Source organism: Njordella aestuarii (assembly GCF_056494165.1).
Map to the genome: position 1 here is coordinate 4,415,334 of NZ_CM151397.1, position 17,899 is coordinate 4,433,232.

Sequence of the window (17,899 nt, forward strand, 5' to 3'; positions counted from 1 at the left end):
TCTTGCTCCGTTTACAGTTTTGAGATTCTTTTCCCGTTCTCATACAATTCAACGAGCTTGAAAGGATGGGTAAGGTCGCTGTTACTATAAACGATAACGTAAGGCAGACGCTCAATGGCTCGTTTCAAGTTCGCCTTAGTTCGCGAAAATCTTGCACAGAGTTTTTCGTCAGGAACGTCGTGTCCGCCTTGGCTCAAACGCATCGTAACACGCTGGATCGATTGCTCGGATCGCAATGACGAAGCCAAACCGGCTGCCTCGTACGCGCTCACACCTAATGCTACCGCCAACATTTCCGCGTTGACAAATCGCAGTCTAGAATCTGCAACAAAGCTCTCGTAAAAGGTCAACTGGCCTGCGTTGTTGGAACCGGCCAACACAATCACGATCGGACGCTTGTCGAGAAACTTAGCGGGACAAGTCAGCATCGATTAAACTGCATCGAGTAGCTTGACGATGGAGACAAGCATGAGCAGCATTCAAAACATCGATTACCATCAACTGGAAGCCTACCGTCGTATGTGGATACCTGCCTTTGGTGATAACGCAAATAAACTCTTTAGCCCAGACGAACGTGAATGAAGATGATCAAGACATTCGAAGAGGCCTTTCAGTTCGTCATTGACAACAAAGTTTGCACGGTATTTGGTAGCAAAGGGTCGCCGCATCCATCGCTGTGGAACAATACGGCGCTCTCTGAAAAGAAACCGAAGTCGGGTGGTTGGAGCCCGAAAGTGATGGCTGTCTGGGATTGGAAAACCCGCATTCCGCAGACCTACCCTGAATTGGTCTATTACGGAAAAATCAAAGGTGGTGATGCGGTGCTTATGGAAATGCAATACTTTCGCAAAAGGCATTACCCAGTCGCATTTACGCCCATACGCAAATTGGATGAACTTGCTCAGCAAGTCTATGAGTTCATCCGCTTGGAGCCTGCATTTACGGGGACACTGCGAAAGCGAGCTATTGAAGAATTGGGGTGTACGAAGAGCCAGTTTGAATCCGCGCTCAAGAAACTACAAGTCAGTCTTAACATTGTCCGCTCCAACGAACCGTCACTGAAGAATGATTTTTGGCTGACCATGCGAGAGCTGCACTTAGACTTGGTCAATCAGTACGAGAGCAACTGATCGAGCGAGCCAGTCGAAGGGGAACGAACAAATCCTTGCGTGCACCGCGTGCCGATGACTGACGCTCGTGGAATCCAACTTATTTCTGTAGATGTGTTGGACCGAGTCTACATGGAGCGATGGGCTAAGCAAATCGGCGTTACGGATTTGCTGCGTAAAGTGATGAACGACTGAGGCGTTTGTATTCCTATTCCTCGATCACGAATATCGCTTGACGAGACGTTTCCAAAGCACTCGTTGCTTCTCCCAGTTTGGGACGATCGCAATTGTGCGCACTTCGCGTTCTCGGAAGCGGGGGACGTGGTCGGTGGTGGGTTCAAGGTTGAGGATCGCTTCTTGGATGTCAGGGGCAAGCTGGGTGAGGTTGATGATCTGCGTTACGCGGGCACGGGTGATGCCGGCGGTGCGGGCGATCTCGGCTTGGTCTTTGACTTGGCCGGTTGCGAGGAGATGTTCGAGTCGAATGGCCAACGCCATCAGCTTGGTGATGTGAGGAAGCTTGACCGGTGTGCTGGACTTCTTGGGCTTGGATGCTCCAATTTGCTTTCGCCCATGTCCGCCTGTAGTCGTTTGGAAAGGTATTTTGCTGAGGGATTTTACTGTGATTGGCTCTTGCATGATTCACGTTCTTTCGTGGTTTCGTCAGCGAATGACTTCAGCCCGAGCGGGCTAAGCGTGATGGACAAGGTGCTGTCGTTTGGATCGTGGTCGATGCGTGCTACCAACTGAGACATCAGTCGGCTTCGTTCGCCCATCGTGAGATGCTCCCATAGGCCTTCGAGATTCTTGATAGCCTTACGAATCGTCTTTCGATCGGGAGTGCTGGCTTGGATCTTCGCGAGCTGCTCTTGTAAGTCGTTGCGACGGCGCAGGTCGCGAGTTTGTTGCTCGGTGAGCGATGCAAGTGAGTCGAGACGTTTGACTTCGCGTGCACCATCGCCTGTGGGAATCGAAATGGCGTCAATTGCTCGCTCGAGGTTGACCAAGCTTTCGTTCAGTAGAGACAACTCTTTCCGAAGCGTATCGCCTTTGTCGTTAATGGTTCGGCTAACGCGAAGGCTGGTTTCGTTGAGTAGGTCTTCGTCGATGGTCAGTGTTTGCAGCTGTGCCACCACAAAGCGTTCGACCTCTTCCGCCGGCAATGATGGCCTGGGGCAAGTCTTGTGGCCGCGTTTCTTTGCTTTGTTGCAAACGTAATAGCGATAGCGTTTGCTGCCACGTCCGCTGCCACCGCTGGTCGAATGCGTCATCATGGAATCGCAGGCTGAGCAACGCAGCAAGCCAGCGAGCACGCCGGGTGACTTGCCGTGAATGCGGTCGCCCAAGCTGACACGGTTGGCATTGAGCTTCTTCTTCACCGCCGCAAACACCTCAGGATCAACGATGGCTCGGTGCTCACCTTCGTACATCTCGTCGCGATAGCTGACTTTGCCGAGGTAGATCGGGTTGGTCAACAAAGCGTGCAGCGTGGTTTTGTAGAACTGACCACCGCCAACTTGCTTGCCAGATTTGGTGACCCAACTCTTGGCTCGCCAACCTCGGGCCTGGATGGCTTCGATAGTCCCAATGAGTCCCTCGCATTCAAGGTAGAGATCGAAGATCTGACGGACTCGCTCTGCTTCCAGCTCGTTGACGATCAGCTTCTTGGTCGCTCGATCGACGTCGTAACCCAAGAGCGGCCGGCCACCGATGTACTTGCCCTTGCGTCTTGCGGCCGACATCTTGTCGCGAGTTCGTTCGCTGATGATCTCGCGTTCAAACTGTGCAAACGAAAGCAGGATGACCGTGCGTCGCTTCCCGCTAGCTCGATGTCCAGAGTCGCTCGTTTCCTGACCCCTACCCCAGCCAGGTTAGCCGAATCTCTCGAACTCTTTGATCAACGGCCGCAGGCTGGTTAACAGAACGGAAGGGTTCAGAATGTTCGCTGGCGAGGGCGGGTCGAGTCTTTGAAACCGCTCAGACCGTGATTTGGCTCTGAAAATACGTTTCCATATTACCTGGTTTGGATTCCCAGTTGTTGAATAAGGTCCGGCTATCATCACGCAACTTGATCCGGACGATTCTATTTGACCGATTTGCTCTATTTCGAATTATTTCCGGCGGTGTTGTAAACCGAATGGCAACTAGCTGATGGGAACTATTAATTTCGTTCGTAGACTAGTATTAGAAAAACTACTGCCAAATCAGGGGGCAACACTCAGTTGTTTAACATCTATATTTCGACCCGTTCTTGGATGAACTCGTGAAGCCACTCAGAGCGTTGCCGATCCAGTTGTGTGAATTACCGACGGCTCTTAACGCACTCCACTTCCCGCAAATGGCTTTGGTCCACGAATTTACATTAGCATACGCTAGGGGTTGGCTCCACCATGACCGGTGGCGAACGGCTCTTGGCTGATAAAACCAGGCAATAACTTCAATAAACTCCAACAAAGTATCATCAATGATCATACGCGCGATCTTGAGTATAGCGGCCAGCGTAACGGCCTGTGTTTCAATCGTCGATGCCACTGAAACCTTCCTCTTCTATCATGAACATGTTCTAGGTACTTCAATGGAGCTTGCCGTTTCTACGGACAATGCAGCCACGGCAGCTCAAATAGAGGCCCTTGTATTAAACGAAACTGATCGTCTCAACAACATCTTAAGCCGTTATCAAGCCGACAGTGAGTTGATGCGTTGGCAAAAGAATGAAATAACGACCGTCTCTCAGGAGTTGTTGGATGTTCTCGCCGCAAGTGAAACATATCGTACAGAAACTCACGGCGCTTTTGATGTGCGGGCGTTAGCTGTGTCGGACCTTTGGGCCCATTGCCAAGCAGAGAACCGCTTTCCTAGTGACGCGGAACGGCAGCAGTTGTCAGCACAACTGACCGGTCGACCTTACGACCTAGATTTGAATAGCCGCCAAGCTAAACGCGTTGATGGACTACCCATCACACTCGATGCAATCGCAAAAGGCTATATCATGGATAGACTTTGCGAGATTGTCGCAAAGTCCGACAGGACCGACGGCTTCATGGTGAACATTGGTGGTGACTTGCGAGTCATCGGTGCATTACCTCAATTGATCAGTATTACGAATCCTCGAGAATCAGATGAAAACTCGCAACCACTTTTATCCTGGACCGCGGAAGAACCTGTAGCCGTCGCCACTAGTGGCGGATATCGCCGTTTCTTGGACAACAGTGGAAAGAAGGTATCGCATTTGATCGATCCGCGAACTGGCTTACCTGTAACAGAATTGATAAGTGTTACTGTGATTGCACCAACTGCTATGGAAGCAGATGCAATGGCCACGGCGATTTCGGTACTGGGTGCCGAAGCAGGACTTGCGTGGACCGAAGCGCGGCCGAACGTTTCCTGTTTCATCGTGACACAGGAGGGAAAGCAACTCGCATCTCAGGATTGGCCTACTCAGGGTAGCGGTGCTTTAAAACCAGCAGTTGAGCAGCTTGTCTTGGAAGATTCCGATGTTCCAAAGCCCGGTTTGCATGTGGGATTTACAATCAGCAAGGCGGAAGGTCGTCGGTATCGCCGTCCATATGTTGCAGTTTGGTTGGAAGATGCTGAGAGTTTTCCCGTCAAAACTGCGATCCTGTGGATGCAGACGGAACAGCCAGGTCCTCGATGGCACCGCGATTTGACTCGTTGGTATCGCAACGATCGCTTGAGGAAGGTCGCAGAGAAAACAGAGCTGATCGGAACAATTTCGAGCGCAACGCGTGGGCCTGGAGAGTATGAGGCTCATTTCGATGGAACAGACAACGCAGGTAAACCATTGAAACCGGGAAAATATATTTTGTGCCTGGAAATCGCTCGTGAGCACGGAACCTATCAACTGATTCGTCATGAGTTTGAATGGGGCACGACGCCAATTGAACCAACTGAGTTGGAAGGCAATACTGAGGTTTCACGTGCGAAAATAAGTTTCGTGCCAGCGAAAGATTCCGAGGTAAAGTAATCGCAGATGGCCAGCACAGTTGAATTGGAATGTACGTCGGAACTTACCCAAAAGGGCGCGGCGCCAAAAAAGTCATCACCGAAGCCTGCGGGCAGGACGATGCTTTATCGACGAAGCGCATCCGCATTTCGCTGGTTTCATATTTACTTATCGATGTTGAGTTTTGCTTCTCTGTTGTTTTTTGCTGTCTCAGGAATCACATTGAATCATCCAACTTGGCTTGGCGCTGGAGATCAACGTTTTAAAGATGCCGAAGGACAATTGCCAGAAGGCCTAATAACCACAAAATCAGTCAATCAGCTCGAGATAGCCGAACATCTACGAGCGACTCATCGTTTGCATGGTCGAGTTTCCGAGTTCGAAGTCAATGACGTCGATTGCATGGTGGTATTCAAGTCTCCCGGCTATTCTGCGGATGTTTTTATTGATCGATCATCTGGAGAATACACAGTAGCCGAGGTGTCGTCGGGGTTCGTCGCCGTCATGAATGACCTGCACAAAGGTCGTGATAGCGGCGATTCTTGGTCATGGGTCATCGACATATCCGCTGTCGTCATGGTGGCGATGTCATTGTCCGGATTTGGATTATTGTTCTATCTCAAGAAACGACGAGCATCCGGTATCCTAGTCTCTGTATTTGGGACAATCTTATTCATAATGGCATGGTTACTCTTTGTGCCATAACAAGTAAATTAAACAACACAGTGTCGCTATACCTTGCGACCATTGGTTGGAGGGTTCCGATTGAAAGGCGATTTTCACCCCTACAACAAGCTCGAAGGATATCGCCGACTTACACCCGTGATGCTCGGTGCTGATGCCGTCGCGGATAGTCCGGCCAGCGTTTATCGGATGCTGCGTCATATCGATGTCATGAATCGCTTCACTGGAAAGACCATCGCAAGAGTGCATTCACCTCAGGTAGACGCTCAATGGCCCGTTTCACGGTTGCTTGAGTTTGCTCGAATCTTGTTAAGTGTTTTTCATCAGGAATGTCGTGGCCACCCTGGCTCACGCACATAGCAACTCGCTTGATCGATTGCTCGGGACTATCGATCTGAATGAAGATGAGAACCAATGTTTACCCGAGAGCAGCGTATATAGCGAGTTGGTCGACTCTCTCACCGATTGGATCTGATCCTACAGTCTCAAATATGAAGCTCTCTCGCTGCGCGATGAGGGCAGATCGCTTGGACGAGGCCAACATAGCTGCTTCGTACGCGATCACACTTAGTGAATCCGCCAATACATCAGCATTGACTTCCGTTAAGAGCTGCGACAACGGACGCTCTCCTCCGGCCATCTGCAACGAGAGAGCTCGATCACCGCGAAGCAGCGGCTCGATCGTTTTTCCAAGTGCAGCACAGATTTCGATCTGGCCGGCAGTACTTGGTTGCGAAAACGGCACGACCGCCCGAGCATCGTCGACAAGTTTATCCGAAAGTTTGACTGGTTGCCCTTAGTAACTGCCTCTCAATCGATGGTTGCATTTACAACCAGCAAATCGCTACTTCGGCCGTCTGACAATCTTAGCATTGCGTGCCGCTACGTTGGCTTTCCTCATTGTATTCTTCGAGGCACGCCCGAGCGGCGCTGCTTTCTGAGATGATGGACTCGCCTCCGCAGTAGCGGCGACTGACGCGAAGCTTGCTATGCTGGCCTGTACCGTTGCTGGCGCTATATATGCTTGGTAGATCGAAATCTGTCCTCCTTCGGCATTCCAAATGAAGAAGCTACTGTGGGCTGCATTGGTAGGAACGGTGAACAGCTGTTTGTCTAAAAACGCCGTGAAGCCGGTCGGAAAAAAGCCCGAGTAGTTAGCATCGAGTGGTTCAGAGACTTTGTCGATTTGGTTCCAATTCGAATCGTAAAAGTCAATTCCAACCACGGTTTGGTTACCATTGTTTCCATAAGCCACCAGCAACTCGTATGTTTCTCCTGGAACCAAATCAATAAATTGCCATTGAGCCGATGCATTTCGCATATTGCCGCGATCAATAAGCGCTGAGTTTGATAGCAACGCAGAGTCCCAGAAGTACGAAGAGTTGGCGAGTATGAAGCGGTCACTCTCCGAGAATCCGGAGTTGTAATCTACATAGTCGAAAGAGATGATGCCATTGAAACTAGCATTACCCACAAAGCTAATTGATAACGGATCCTGAGTGAAGCGGGAGCCTACCGGTTGGCTTAAGTCTTGCCGAGGTGGTCCGCTGAACATGTTGAGCAAAATCAAGTCATCGGCCCAAAGTTCAGTGTTGCTGCCGTCGTTGGATATCCAAAGTATCGAATGCGCGGCGTCCAAAGGAATATTGGTGCCAAACGAGTACTGGGAATAGCCGACGTCTGGTTCAATCGCGTTTATTTTTTCGTCGAAGATTTGTTGCTCCTGGCGATCGATTTCAACCCAATCGGCATCGTAGTAAATGACACCGAAACCTGCCCAACCCATTACTCCGTTAGCTCCCGGTATCAAACGTTTACGCGCGTTGCAACATGCCACTTGACGAGTCGCTTTACCGTTGATGGCAGCGTATTGCCACAGTCCAACTCGGCCACTGAGCTTTACGACTTTGCCATCGTAGACGCCATTTGGGGCGTCAGCATCATCGGGCCGCGTAAGAAATTTGCTGTTGGACTGATAGAACGCATCCGGGTCGTCTGGCAATGCACTCCAATTTTGAACAGACACCCCTGCTGCTACGCCAACGCGATTCCAGCTTGCAAGTCCAGACTCAAAATCTTCGTTTACGGTTCGTCGTTCAAAATAGTCGAGACGACTTATGATCGGTTCCGTAATCTGCGCCCGAGAGGGTAGGGTGAGATGTAGAAAAATAAGCAGCACAGCCAAGGGTTTAAACATAATTAGTTACCAGGAGCGTTTCGGCAGAAGTTATTGTATGACGGCGATCTATTGTGTTTGGTTAATTTTGATCCGCCCGATGGATAGTGGAAAGTCTCGTCTACTTACCTAGGCGGCAAAGATTGCGGTTTCATGGTATTAGCAGCTCTGGAAAATGCAACCAGCTACCACGTTCCTGGGTATGGAGAGCAAAATCGCAACCATTTGCGTACAGATCTAATGTGACTGAGATGTTCGATGGCAACTCCTTTACCGCATTCCGGTACCAGTCGGAGTTCGGTATTTGCAGCAGTAACCAGTGGATTGATGAAACGGATACATCGTCGAAGTACGTGGCTATCTCCATTTACGACAGTGGGGAGCATGTCATAGTCGCGACGTTTGGTGTGAAAAGCACGAGTTAGAAATCGCCAAACTAGTCGTTTCCTGAAAACCTTACGTAAGCTCCGACTCGTAACACACCAATTTTGATCGCTTCCCCAATCTCACCATCGAAGATTGTACAATACCTTGTCTAACAAAATAAGACTGCGGAGGCCTCTATGAATTGGCAAGCGAGAACGGGGAGGCGAGCAAGGCAACAAGATCGCTAGCGAGCACGCAGCGCATCTTGCCCAAAAATATCCGACTCTCAACGTACTTGAGTCTTCGCTCCGAAAGAAGCAGCTTTTGGACTAGCCTCATCGAATTTGATTTTGCAACGCTGTGCCATATATCGAGTTGTTCAACGACGACCTTCACCCTGCGTGGTACGATTGCAAAAAAGCGAATCGTCGACGTTGAGACCAGAGCAATAAATCATCTCAACTAAAACGTGCTCAACGCGAACGACTGGATGCAAACTTTGCATATTACACACGAGTGCATCTGAGTCTATTGACAAAGATTAGACGATAGTGCGTTTGCTCAAGGACTAGCTCGATAGTGCGTCGAAGCCGGAGATGACGTCGAAAAGTTCTTCGTCAATGCTGCCTTGTCGCTGGCGGTGGGATTTTGTGTGAAGGGTTTCTAGTAGCTCGTTGATGTTCTTGTCGGCGCGTTGCATGGCTGCGAGTCGGCTGGCGTTTTCACTGGCCAGTGATTCGGCGCAGGCGCGGTAGGTTGAGATGAATAGGTATTCGTGGATCAGCGATTGCAACGTCAGTCGCTGACCTCCTAGTAACTCCGGATGGCTGACGCGCGCGTGATGTTGCGGCATGCACGAACGATGCTTCGTCTGTTACTTATTGCTACATTGGTCGCAACCATTGTGCTCTTTATTTTCTATCGTCAGGCAGCATATCTCGCGGCGTTTTCAGTGCCGCCGCTGTTTCTAGCTTTCGTAGTGGTAAGCTATCTGGAAAAACAATCACGAGCGGGAAGGATTCGCGTCAACAACCAAACAAAGATCTCGTCTGAAGAAGTTGAGATGGACGTTCACTACGCAGGCATCTACACCGCACTGGGTCTCGCGACGCTGTTCGCTATCGCCGCTATTATTGTTGCAGCGACTATGGTCGAAGACTGGTCGATGGTCGGAGTTGCCGCCGCAACTCTGTTTCTGCTCGCCGTCTTAATCATTTTTCCCTACATCCCATTGTTCATCGAAGAAACCGCGCAAGACGAGCGTGAGAAACTTGAACGTGAAGCATTGATGGTCGAGGGAGACAGTATGCACAAACGCAATCAACCTTTAAAGGACTGACTTCTGACAAGGCAATGGCCGGACGCCTACAAGCGGTAGTTTGTTCCTCTCAGTCCTCTACCACTTACCTATCCACTGTCACGTAGCCAAAAACCCGCGCGATCGACCAGCGACATCTTGGAATCCAAGACCTTACGGATTTCATCGGTTTTGAAATATTTGATGACGAACCGCGTAACCTTTCGCCTACTCGCGGGTCTACCCTGACAACTGCAAGAATGAAGTCGCCCTCGGAACCCACCAATGTTCAAACCAGACCTCGGCACAATCGATCGAGTAGGGCGTATCGTCGCTGGACTCGGACTGCTGGTGAGCGTTTTGGTAGGACCACAAACGCTGTGGGGCTACTTGGGTCTCGTGCCGTTAGTACAGGGACTGTCGGCTTTAGTCCCGCGTATTATCCACTCGGGCTCAGTACTTGTTGGGGCCCAAGGAAGTAGGGTCGGACTTATGCCCCTACAGTTCACCACCCCACGAACTGAACTATTGACGTCGACGGTTCTTGCGAAGGTGTTCAGGTGCGCAATCACGTTCTTCTGGATGAAATGTGAGGACGAACCATGTTTGGCCTAGCCATCTTGTTTGGTGGCATCGTTGGTTTTGCACTTGGTTTGACTGGCGGTGGTGGCGGCGTATTCGCAGTACCGCTTTTGGTTTACGGTCTTGCGGTCGTACCCCGCGAAGCGGTCGGCATCTCGCTGGCGTCAGTTGGCGGAACTGCGCTGTTTGGAGCGTTACCGAGACTTCTGCACGGCAGAATTGAATTGCGAACAGGCCTCTTGTTCGCCATTTCGGGCATGATTGGTGCACCGCTGGGTTCTTATCTATCGACGCTGGTCGCTGAACATGTGCTACTCGTTATGTTTGCGACCTTAATGCTGATCGTCGCCTGGCAAATGTGGTCGAAGGCGAGCAAGCCGATGTTACCGACCGATGACGCGTCCAATGGAATCGAGCCAATGCCGGATCGAGGTGCTTGCCATCGTGACGCCAATGGAAAACTTCGGATGACATCACGGTGCGCGCGACTGTTAGCCTTTTCTGGACTCGTGACCGGCGTGCTGTCGGGTATGTTCGGAGTCGGTGGCGGGTTTGTCATCGTTCCAGCGCTAGTGATCTTCTCTGGAATGGCAATTCATCAGGCCGTGGGTACCTCGCTGTTCGTTATTGTGCTGGTCAGCATCAGTGGTGTGGCTTCGCATATCGCGCAAGGAAATGAATTGCCATGGGATCTAACATTGCAATTCATGACAGGTGGTTTCGTAGGAATGTGGCTTGGCGGTATCGTTTCAAAGCGATTGAAAGGCCCTACGCTACAGAAGACCTTCTCGATCGCGGTCGTATTGGTCGCGTTCTTTGTAATTTTTAAATCAATGTTGTTGACAGGAAAATAAACCCTTCAAAAGGAGAATTTTTTTATGTTGCTCAAATACTTTTACGACGAGAAGCTTGCTCATGCCTCTTACATGGTGGGATGTAAAAAGACCAAAGAAGCGGTGATTGTTGATCCAGGTCGCGACATAGACCAGTACATCGCGACTGCGACAAAAGAAGGTGTCACGATTGTCGCTGTCGCGGAGACTCATATCCACGCTGACTATGTCTCCGGTGCTCGGGAACTTGCTGACCGTGTCAGTGCAAAGCTATATGTGTCCGACGAAGGGCCTGCCGAGTGGAAGTACCTGTATATAGAAGACTATCCGCACCAAAAAGTACGAGATGGCGATAACTTTATGATCGGTAACATCCGATTCGATGTCCTGCGCACACCCGGACATACACCTGAGAGCATCTCGTTCCTGGTGACTGATCAGGGCGGTGGCGCTGATAAGCCCATGGGCATTTTTACAGGCGACTTTGTTTTTGTCGGTTCGATCGGTCGACCAGATTTGCTCGAAGAAGCAGCGGGTTTAATGGGGACGGCCGAGCTAGGCGCTCGCGACCTGTTCAAGTCAGTCGAACGATTCAAGTCGCGTCCTGATTACTTACAAGTTTGGCCGGCTCATGGGGCTGGCAGCGCGTGCGGAAAAGGGCTGGGTGCTATTCCGACATCAACAGTCGGCTATGAAAAGCTGTTCAATCCCGCGCTGCAATTCTCCGAAGAAGACGATTTTGTACGCTACATTTTATCCGATCAACCAGAAGCTCCGAAGTACTTCGCGGTGATGAAGCGAGTAAACAAAGAGGGGCCACGTATTCTCGGCGCTAATCATCATCACCAGATGCTCGATGTAGATGGATTAGCTGAAGCACTTCAATCAGGCACCGTCGTCGATCTAACTCCGTCGAATGAGTTTGCTACAGGCCATGTGCCAGGGTCGATCAATATTCCGATGAGCATGTTGTCTGTGTGGGCAGGCTGGCTGGTCGACTATGACCGGCCAACGTATCTCATTTGTAGGCCGGAACAGTTGGAAGAAGCGGCTCGCTTATTGCATAAAATTGGCGTTGAAGAGATTGCCGGAGCTTTCGACGCGAGTCTCGTGCGGTCTTCTGGCAAAACGTCGGAGGCTTACACGACTGGCTCGCCAAGAGATCTGGCGGACATTATCGAAAGAAGAGAAGTAACGCTGATCGACGTTCGGTCGGACGAAGAATGGAAAGAGGGTCACATCCAACAAGCCGAGCATCGGTTTCTCGGGCGTCTACCTAAACATACAGATGATCTAGAGCGTAATGATAAGTTTGTTGTGCACTGCCGTAGCGGTGCGCGGTCGGCCATCGGAGCTAGCGTTTTACAAGCCGCTGGTTTCAAGAACGTCATCAACTTAAGCGGAGGTTACACAGCTTGGAAAAGCGAAGGCCTGCCTAGCGTCAAAGCAAAAACGAAGATGAGCGTCTAGTTTTTACCTCACGGCACCTGTTGGCGAGTTCCCAAGTTTTTTGCGACCTCGACTTCGGTCGCGTGTGAGTGAATCAGTCAATTAAATTTCAGCGGCCTCAGAAGCCTAAATCGCAAACTCATTATCCAACCGTCCCGTAACCAAACAGAACACAACGTTGCACTTAATTGAACCACGCACAACAATTTCAATACAGGGCTTTAACATGCATATCAAGCTTGCTTTCACTCTACTTACACTCCTTTCAATTTTTGGGGGCATCGTTTCGGAAGTTGCGGCTCAGAATCAACCGGGCGGTGGCCGTGGCCAAGGATTTCGAGGCGGCCGGGGGCCTGGGTTTGGTCCGGGATTTGGCCAAGGACGACGAATGGGAAACCAAGCAGAAGAAAAATCAAACGCAGCCAACGCGACTGATCTCGCGTACCCGGTCATTGCAGATCACGGGGGCGTGGTTCAACTGTCTAAGGCTGCGCATCAACCGCGTGCGAGTACGAAATTGCTGGTCGATCTTACAAGCGGCGGAGAACCAAGCAAACTAAATAGCGGGCTGGAGAAAGTTGCCAAGTACCTAAACATTTACGCTGGTGGCGGTGCAGAACCAGCAAACGTGAAGATCGCCGTTGTAATCCACGGAGAGGCAACACTCACCGTACTCAACGAGACTGCGTACGCTGCCAGATTTCGGACTGAGGGGAATCCAAACCTGGAACTGCTTGGGCAACTGAACGACAGTGGTGTTGAGCTTTATGTGTGTGGCCAAACTTTAATCACCAAAGGTTCGAATCTCGAGGACGTGTCAGCATTCGTCAAACCCGCAGTGTCGGCGTTGACCGCTGTCGTAAACTTGCAAGCCGACGGTTTCGCGTACGTTCCGATCTCAATCGCAGCACCGCCTGTTACGCCTGAGCCTCAAGAAGTTACGGCGAAGGTCGAAGAGCGTGCCGGTGAGAAAGTCAACGGTAATGGTCCGATGCAGGGTCGCGGACTGGGTCGCGGACCTGGTGCAATGCCAGGTATGCAGGACGACATGACGACTTTGCATTCCATGTTTGCGGATCGCGAGAAGATCAAGCGAACTGTCAAGAACTTAGCAGATGGAGCCGAGGCAGTTACGGAATCCGATGACGAAGCAATCGCCAAAATGCTCAAGGAGCATGTACCAGCAATGGAAGACCGTGTAGTTAGTAACAAGCCATTGCCACCAATGACGTTTCATCCGATTTTCGTTGAGCTTATCAAGCATGTGGATGAATACACGCTGACTTATGAAGAAACTGAAAAAGGGATGAAGGTTCGGTATCGCTCGGATGACCCATATGTAATTATGTTGGTTCAAGAGCATGCGAAACTTGTCAGCCGCTTCATCAAAAACGGGATGGAAGAAATCCATGCCCCCTATGAACTACCACCCCGACCATGAGGCCTGCGGCCGAAGGTCATTTCGCCCGCTTAGGCTGTTTCCAAGGACGGCCTCGAATTGACTGGCTATTGACCGTATGCTCGTGAATCCAAGTTGCAATGTGCCTTGGGGCCAGCGGTGGTCGTTTGTTCTCAACCTCGTCAGAAGCGACCACCAAAGCGATAATGAAAAGCATACTTTTAACGATCCTCAAAGTCTCGGCCCTAGCGGCAATAGTTATCGGTGTACTTTACTGGAGACTTTGGGCCCCAGTCACAGTGGAGTCCCATGCCGTTGAGCGTGGTGCTCTCGCATCTGAAGTGATGGGAACGGGCACACTTGAGGCTCGCACGCAGACGATGATCAGCCCTAAGATTGCGGGTCGCATTCTTGAACTGACCGTCGATGAAGGCGACAAGGTCAATGCCGGTCAGAGACTCGTAAGCCTTGATGGCGCCGAACTACAGCAGCAAGTTGCCATTGCGGCGGCTAACGTCGAAGTCGCTGAGTCCAACATTGATCGCCTCGATTCGGAACAGGCTCGCGCGGCGGCAGTCGTGAAGCAGGCGACGAGTAGTCATGAACGGAAGGTGTCGCTCGCTTCGCAAAGTGCCATTAGCCGCGAAGAACTTGATCAGTCGTTGGAATCCTTGACTGTGGCGCAAGCTGGTCTTGGAGCATCCGAATCCGCCATCGTGCAAGGAAAGAAGTCCCTCTTAGCTGCACAAGAGTTGCTTGCCTACCACAAAGCGAGACTTTCGGACACGCTTATCATGGCTCCTTTTGATGGGCTAGTGATCAAAAGGCGTCGTGAGGTCGGCGACATTGTTGTTCCTGGCACGAACATCCTCACACTCATCTCGATGGATAGCCTCTGGATTAGCGCTTGGGTTGACGAAACCGAAATCGCAAAACTGCGTCTGGAGCAGCCAAGTCGGATTGTTTTTCGCTCAGAACCGGAACGCTCCTTTCTCGGCAAGGTTGTACGCATTGGCCGAGAAGCGGACCGCGAAACGAGAGAGGTGATTGTGGATGTCGAATTGCTCGAACGTCCGGAGTACTGGGCGATAGGTCAGCGTGCCGAAGTCTACATTGAAAACGGACGGTCGGATGATGCACTCACGGTTCCGCTCAAATTTTGCGAACTGGAGGGGAATAAGGCAACCATCTTCATCGAGCAGTCTGGCGTGGCAAAAATTCAGACGGTCGATGTGACACTTCGAGCGAGAGATCGTATCGCTGTTAGTAGCGGTGTAAACGAAGGCGATGTTCTGCTTCGCTCACCCGATGGAGCCAAATTGCGAGACGGTCAGAAGGTGAGGCTTCCATGAACCTGGCAATCAAGGATATCAGTTACAACATCGGGCGTTTCGTTCTGACTGCCGTCGGTATCGGAATGTTATTGATGGTAGTCATGGGCATGGGAGGAATCTACCGCGGAGTTGTCGAGGATGCCACGCTGCTGATCGATCGGCTCGATGCTGATCTGTGGGTGGTTCAGCGAAGTACGAGAGGGCCTTTCGCTGAGATCTCTCGAGTTCCAGCAAAGCTCTCCGATCGCGTTTTAGCAGTTCCGGGAGTTCGCGTTGCGCGAGAGTTCGTTTATCACACGATCCAGCGACAAGATGGCGATCGCGTGCTGCGCATGGCCGTGCTCGGTCTGAGCTGGCCTACCGACAAGGGAGACTGGATTCCGCTGGTGGAGGGTCGCCCGCTTGGTCAATCTCGGTTTGAACTCATCGCCGATCAGACGTTGAAGCTTCCTTTGGGAAAGCAAATTGAGATTGGCAACGAAGTCTATCAAGTCGTAGGGATAAGCCGTGGCATGATCAGCTCGGCTGGTGATGGTATTGCATTCTTAAGTTCAGCGGATGCTTTGGCTGTACAACTCGATGTCCCAGGAGAAGCGGTTCGCTTGGAGCGTGCGGCTCGTGAATCGCGTGGCCGTTTGTTTGACGTCGGCATCCAGCAGCCTGCACTGCTTGAGAATGCAACCCGTCAATCAGGCCAGCTTCCGGCTATCGCTCGTCCATCGATTAGTGCAGTGCTTGTAACACTTGAACATCCATCCGATGCAGAGTCGGTAGCGACGGTCATCGGAGGCTGGACGGATGTGACGGTCTATACTGCGGACGAGCAGCGAAACCTATTGCTAAAAGGGTCCGTTGAAAAAGTTCGAAGCCAGATCGGACTTTTTCGCATTTTGCTGACCATCATTGCCACGATCATCATGGCTCTCATTCTGTACACACTCACTTTGGACAAGCTGCACTCAATTGCGCTTCTAAAGTTGATCGGCGCGTCGAATAGTGTGTTGCTGGGCCTAATTCTTCAACAGGCCATAATTCTTGGAGCCAGCGGATTTGCGATCGCCTATATCATTGGCCAGCAGATATTCCCCAAATTTCCCCGCCGCGTGATCATCACCAGCGAAGATTTGATCCAACTCGCAGTAATCGTCTTTGTTATTTCCATCGCCTCGAGCGCTCTAGGTGTTTGGAAAGCGATGGTGGTTTCGCCCAATGAGGCCCTCGCATGAGTAAGTCACTGCCTGCCGATGATCCGTCGGTAAAGATTGCGATAAAAGCCGAAAGTCTGACGAAGATCTATGGCTCAGACAACACTGAAGTCGTCGCCATGCGTGACGCGTCGATGACAGTAATGGCTGGTGAAGTCGTTGCATTGCTCGGTCCCAGCGGCTCTGGCAAGTCGACCTTCCTGACCGCAGTCGGACTTATCAATCCTCCGACAAGTGGCAAGATTTATATCGCGAATCAACTGATCATGGATGGCCCAAAGGCGTTGACGAACTTGCGTTCCTTTCGACGAAAGCATCTAGGTTTTGTTTTTCAAAAATCCAATCTGATCCCGTTCCTAAAAGCGGGAGAGAACGTGCAAATTGCTTGCGAGCTGAACGGCTTATCAAGTAGGCAGGCCAGGATTCGAGCTTTGGAGTTGCTCGACTATTTGGGAATCAAAGACAGATCCCAAAGCTATCCTTCGATGCTTTCCGGCGGACAGCAACAACGGGTGGCTGTGGCCCGCGCTCTAGCAAATCGCCCTTCGGTAATTCTTGCCGACGAGCCCACCGCAGCGCTCGACAGCTTTCGCGGCCGGCAAGTCATGGAGCTCTTTACCAAAGTTGCCCACGAACAGGGCACCTCAGTCATTGTTGTCACTCACGATCACCGTTCACTAGACGTCTTTGACACTCTTTATGAAATGGAAGACGGCAAGCTGACGCAAAGAACTAAAAATCCTTTGGCTATGACTCACTTATGATGCCCCTGTGGCGACGCGATAAGAGTCGGTTGTCCTTGGACCGTTGAGCTTCCGCATACTCTCCGCTCCATTGGTTCTAAACAATACACCTTCTCGGCGATGAAGGCCTCGGCGTAACGTAATCCTTTGAGGATCGGCAGGGTGTAATCTAATCTCTCGTACAGCATCGTATTGCTGATTCTTAGTTCATCCCTAACGAAGATATACTCATTGATGTACCAACTTAGAAAATTCGCCAATACCCTCTGAGCTTTCTCCAAGTTGTCCGTTTCCAGATAGGCCTGAGCAATCGTGTTATGATTCATCCAACTTTCATAGCCTCCGCTCAGACTTAGCAGTTGATCATATAGCCGAATGACCGCTTCCCAATCGCCAAAAATCGCCTCTGCTTCCGCGCGTTGTTTGAAGTATTCCGCCAACCGCATCTCTTTTTGAAAAAATCATTTCCCGCAACTCTGGGCAATTCCTGTGTTTTTTTAACCATTCATCGAATGCCTTGATCGCCAGATCCTGGTTTAATTTTGCTTCATCCCAAGTTTGTAGTTCTCGGTGACGCGATGTCAACGCGGTCCGATTTTTGGCTTGACTTGATCGCAGTTTGCTAGCCTTATAGATAGTGAAATCGTCTTGTTTTACGTCTCTTAACCGTTTGCGAGCCTCCTCCAAATCGTTCATTTGACAGTCCGGACTATTAGCGACTAAGGGCAAACTAGACTCACCCAGCACGTTGCGGCGGA

At 50.9% G+C, this 17,899-nt stretch carries 19 protein-coding genes; 12 read left to right on the forward strand and 7 right to left on the reverse strand.

Features of this window, described 5'->3' with window-relative positions:
- Window positions 1-11: 11 nt before the first annotated feature.
- A complete protein-coding gene (locus SH451x_RS17470; RefSeq protein ID WP_479358275.1) occupies window positions 12-428 on the reverse strand; it encodes a hypothetical protein in 417 nt (138 codons plus the stop codon).
- Between the two features lie 156 nt (window positions 429-584).
- Between SH451x_RS17470 and SH451x_RS17475 the strand changes: the two genes are divergently transcribed.
- Window positions 585-1,130, forward strand: a complete 546-nt coding sequence (locus SH451x_RS17475; protein ID WP_479358276.1) for an AlkZ-related protein — start codon at window positions 585-587, stop codon at window positions 1,128-1,130.
- A 198-nt stretch (window positions 1,131-1,328) separates the two neighbouring features.
- On the opposite strand, the gene SH451x_RS17480 is transcribed toward SH451x_RS17475, so the two are convergent.
- Both SH451x_RS17480 and SH451x_RS17485 read right to left on the reverse strand, forming a co-directional pair.
- Window positions 1,329-1,748 (reverse strand): hypothetical protein, encoded by a 420-nt coding sequence (locus SH451x_RS17480; RefSeq protein ID WP_479358277.1) that lies wholly within the window; start codon window positions 1,746-1,748, stop codon window positions 1,329-1,331.
- Window positions 1,727-2,851: a recombinase zinc beta ribbon domain-containing protein gene (locus tag SH451x_RS17485; protein ID WP_479358278.1), complete on the reverse strand. Its 1,125-nt coding sequence runs from the start codon at window positions 2,849-2,851 to the stop codon at window positions 1,727-1,729. Before SH451x_RS17485 ends, SH451x_RS17480 begins: the two co-directional genes overlap by 22 nt.
- A gap of 722 nt (window positions 2,852-3,573) precedes the next feature.
- On the opposite strand from SH451x_RS17485, the gene SH451x_RS17490 reads away from it, so the two are divergent.
- From SH451x_RS17490 to SH451x_RS17500, 3 genes are all read left to right on the forward strand, one after another.
- Window positions 3,574-5,094 carry a DUF2271 domain-containing protein gene (locus tag SH451x_RS17490; RefSeq protein WP_479358279.1) on the forward strand — a complete coding sequence of 507 codons (1,521 nt, stop codon included), beginning with the start codon at window positions 3,574-3,576 and terminating at the stop codon, window positions 5,092-5,094.
- A 99-nt stretch (window positions 5,095-5,193) separates the two neighbouring features.
- Window positions 5,194-5,778: a PepSY-associated TM helix domain-containing protein gene (locus tag SH451x_RS17495; protein WP_479362917.1), complete on the forward strand. Its 585-nt coding sequence runs from the start codon at window positions 5,194-5,196 to the stop codon at window positions 5,776-5,778.
- A 60-nt stretch (window positions 5,779-5,838) separates the two neighbouring features.
- Complete coding sequence (locus SH451x_RS17500) at window positions 5,839-6,117, forward strand: hypothetical protein (RefSeq protein WP_479358280.1); 279 nt, start codon at window positions 5,839-5,841, stop codon at window positions 6,115-6,117.
- Window positions 6,118-6,175: 58 nt separating this feature from the next.
- On the opposite strand, the gene SH451x_RS17505 is transcribed toward SH451x_RS17500, so the two are convergent.
- The 3 genes from SH451x_RS17505 to SH451x_RS17515 all read right to left on the reverse strand — a co-directional run bounded on the left by SH451x_RS17505 (window position 6,176) and on the right by SH451x_RS17515 (window position 9,152).
- Window positions 6,176-6,502 carry a hypothetical protein gene (locus tag SH451x_RS17505; RefSeq protein WP_479358281.1) on the reverse strand — a complete coding sequence of 109 codons (327 nt, stop codon included), beginning with the start codon at window positions 6,500-6,502 and terminating at the stop codon, window positions 6,176-6,178.
- Between the two features lie 99 nt (window positions 6,503-6,601).
- Entirely contained in the window at window positions 6,602-7,954 is a 1,353-nt protein-coding gene (locus SH451x_RS17510) for a hypothetical protein (protein WP_479358282.1), read from the reverse strand.
- 913 nt (window positions 7,955-8,867) lie between these two features.
- Window positions 8,868-9,152: a F0F1 ATP synthase subunit gamma gene (locus SH451x_RS17515; protein WP_479358284.1), complete on the reverse strand. Its 285-nt coding sequence runs from the start codon at window positions 9,150-9,152 to the stop codon at window positions 8,868-8,870.
- Window positions 9,153-9,161: 9 nt separating this feature from the next.
- Between SH451x_RS17515 and SH451x_RS17520 the strand changes: the two genes are divergently transcribed.
- From SH451x_RS17520 to SH451x_RS17555, 8 genes are all read left to right on the forward strand, one after another.
- Window positions 9,162-9,638: a hypothetical protein gene (locus SH451x_RS17520; protein ID WP_479358285.1), complete on the forward strand. Its 477-nt coding sequence runs from the start codon at window positions 9,162-9,164 to the stop codon at window positions 9,636-9,638.
- Window positions 9,639-9,881: 243 nt separating this feature from the next.
- The gene (locus SH451x_RS17525) at window positions 9,882-10,211 is read left to right on the forward strand and encodes a YgaP family membrane protein (RefSeq protein WP_479358286.1); all 330 of its coding nucleotides are present in this window, start codon (window positions 9,882-9,884) and stop codon (window positions 10,209-10,211) included.
- Complete coding sequence (locus SH451x_RS17530; RefSeq protein ID WP_479358288.1) at window positions 10,199-11,032, forward strand: sulfite exporter TauE/SafE family protein; 834 nt, start codon at window positions 10,199-10,201, stop codon at window positions 11,030-11,032. Before SH451x_RS17525 ends, SH451x_RS17530 begins: the two co-directional genes overlap by 13 nt.
- Before the next feature lie 24 nt (window positions 11,033-11,056).
- Window positions 11,057-12,481 carry a rhodanese-like domain-containing protein gene (locus tag SH451x_RS17535; RefSeq protein ID WP_479358289.1) on the forward strand — a complete coding sequence of 475 codons (1,425 nt, stop codon included), beginning with the start codon at window positions 11,057-11,059 and terminating at the stop codon, window positions 12,479-12,481.
- Between the two features lie 205 nt (window positions 12,482-12,686).
- Entirely contained in the window at window positions 12,687-13,901 is a 1,215-nt protein-coding gene (locus SH451x_RS17540; protein ID WP_479358291.1) for a DsrE family protein, read from the forward strand.
- A gap of 164 nt (window positions 13,902-14,065) precedes the next feature.
- Window positions 14,066-15,211, forward strand: a complete 1,146-nt coding sequence (locus SH451x_RS17545) for an efflux RND transporter periplasmic adaptor subunit (protein WP_479358292.1) — start codon at window positions 14,066-14,068, stop codon at window positions 15,209-15,211.
- Entirely contained in the window at window positions 15,208-16,419 is a 1,212-nt protein-coding gene (locus SH451x_RS17550; RefSeq protein WP_479358293.1) for an ABC transporter permease, read from the forward strand. Before SH451x_RS17545 ends, SH451x_RS17550 begins: the two co-directional genes overlap by 4 nt.
- Window positions 16,416-17,162: an ABC transporter ATP-binding protein gene (locus tag SH451x_RS17555; RefSeq protein WP_479358295.1), complete on the forward strand. Its 747-nt coding sequence runs from the start codon at window positions 16,416-16,418 to the stop codon at window positions 17,160-17,162. Before SH451x_RS17550 ends, SH451x_RS17555 begins: the two co-directional genes overlap by 4 nt.
- Here the strand turns inward: SH451x_RS17555 and SH451x_RS17560 are convergent.
- Window positions 17,153-17,581 (reverse strand): hypothetical protein, encoded by a 429-nt coding sequence (locus tag SH451x_RS17560; RefSeq protein ID WP_479358296.1) that lies wholly within the window; start codon window positions 17,579-17,581, stop codon window positions 17,153-17,155. The genes SH451x_RS17555 and SH451x_RS17560 overlap by 10 nt on opposite strands.
- Window positions 17,582-17,899: the final 318 nt, after the last annotated feature.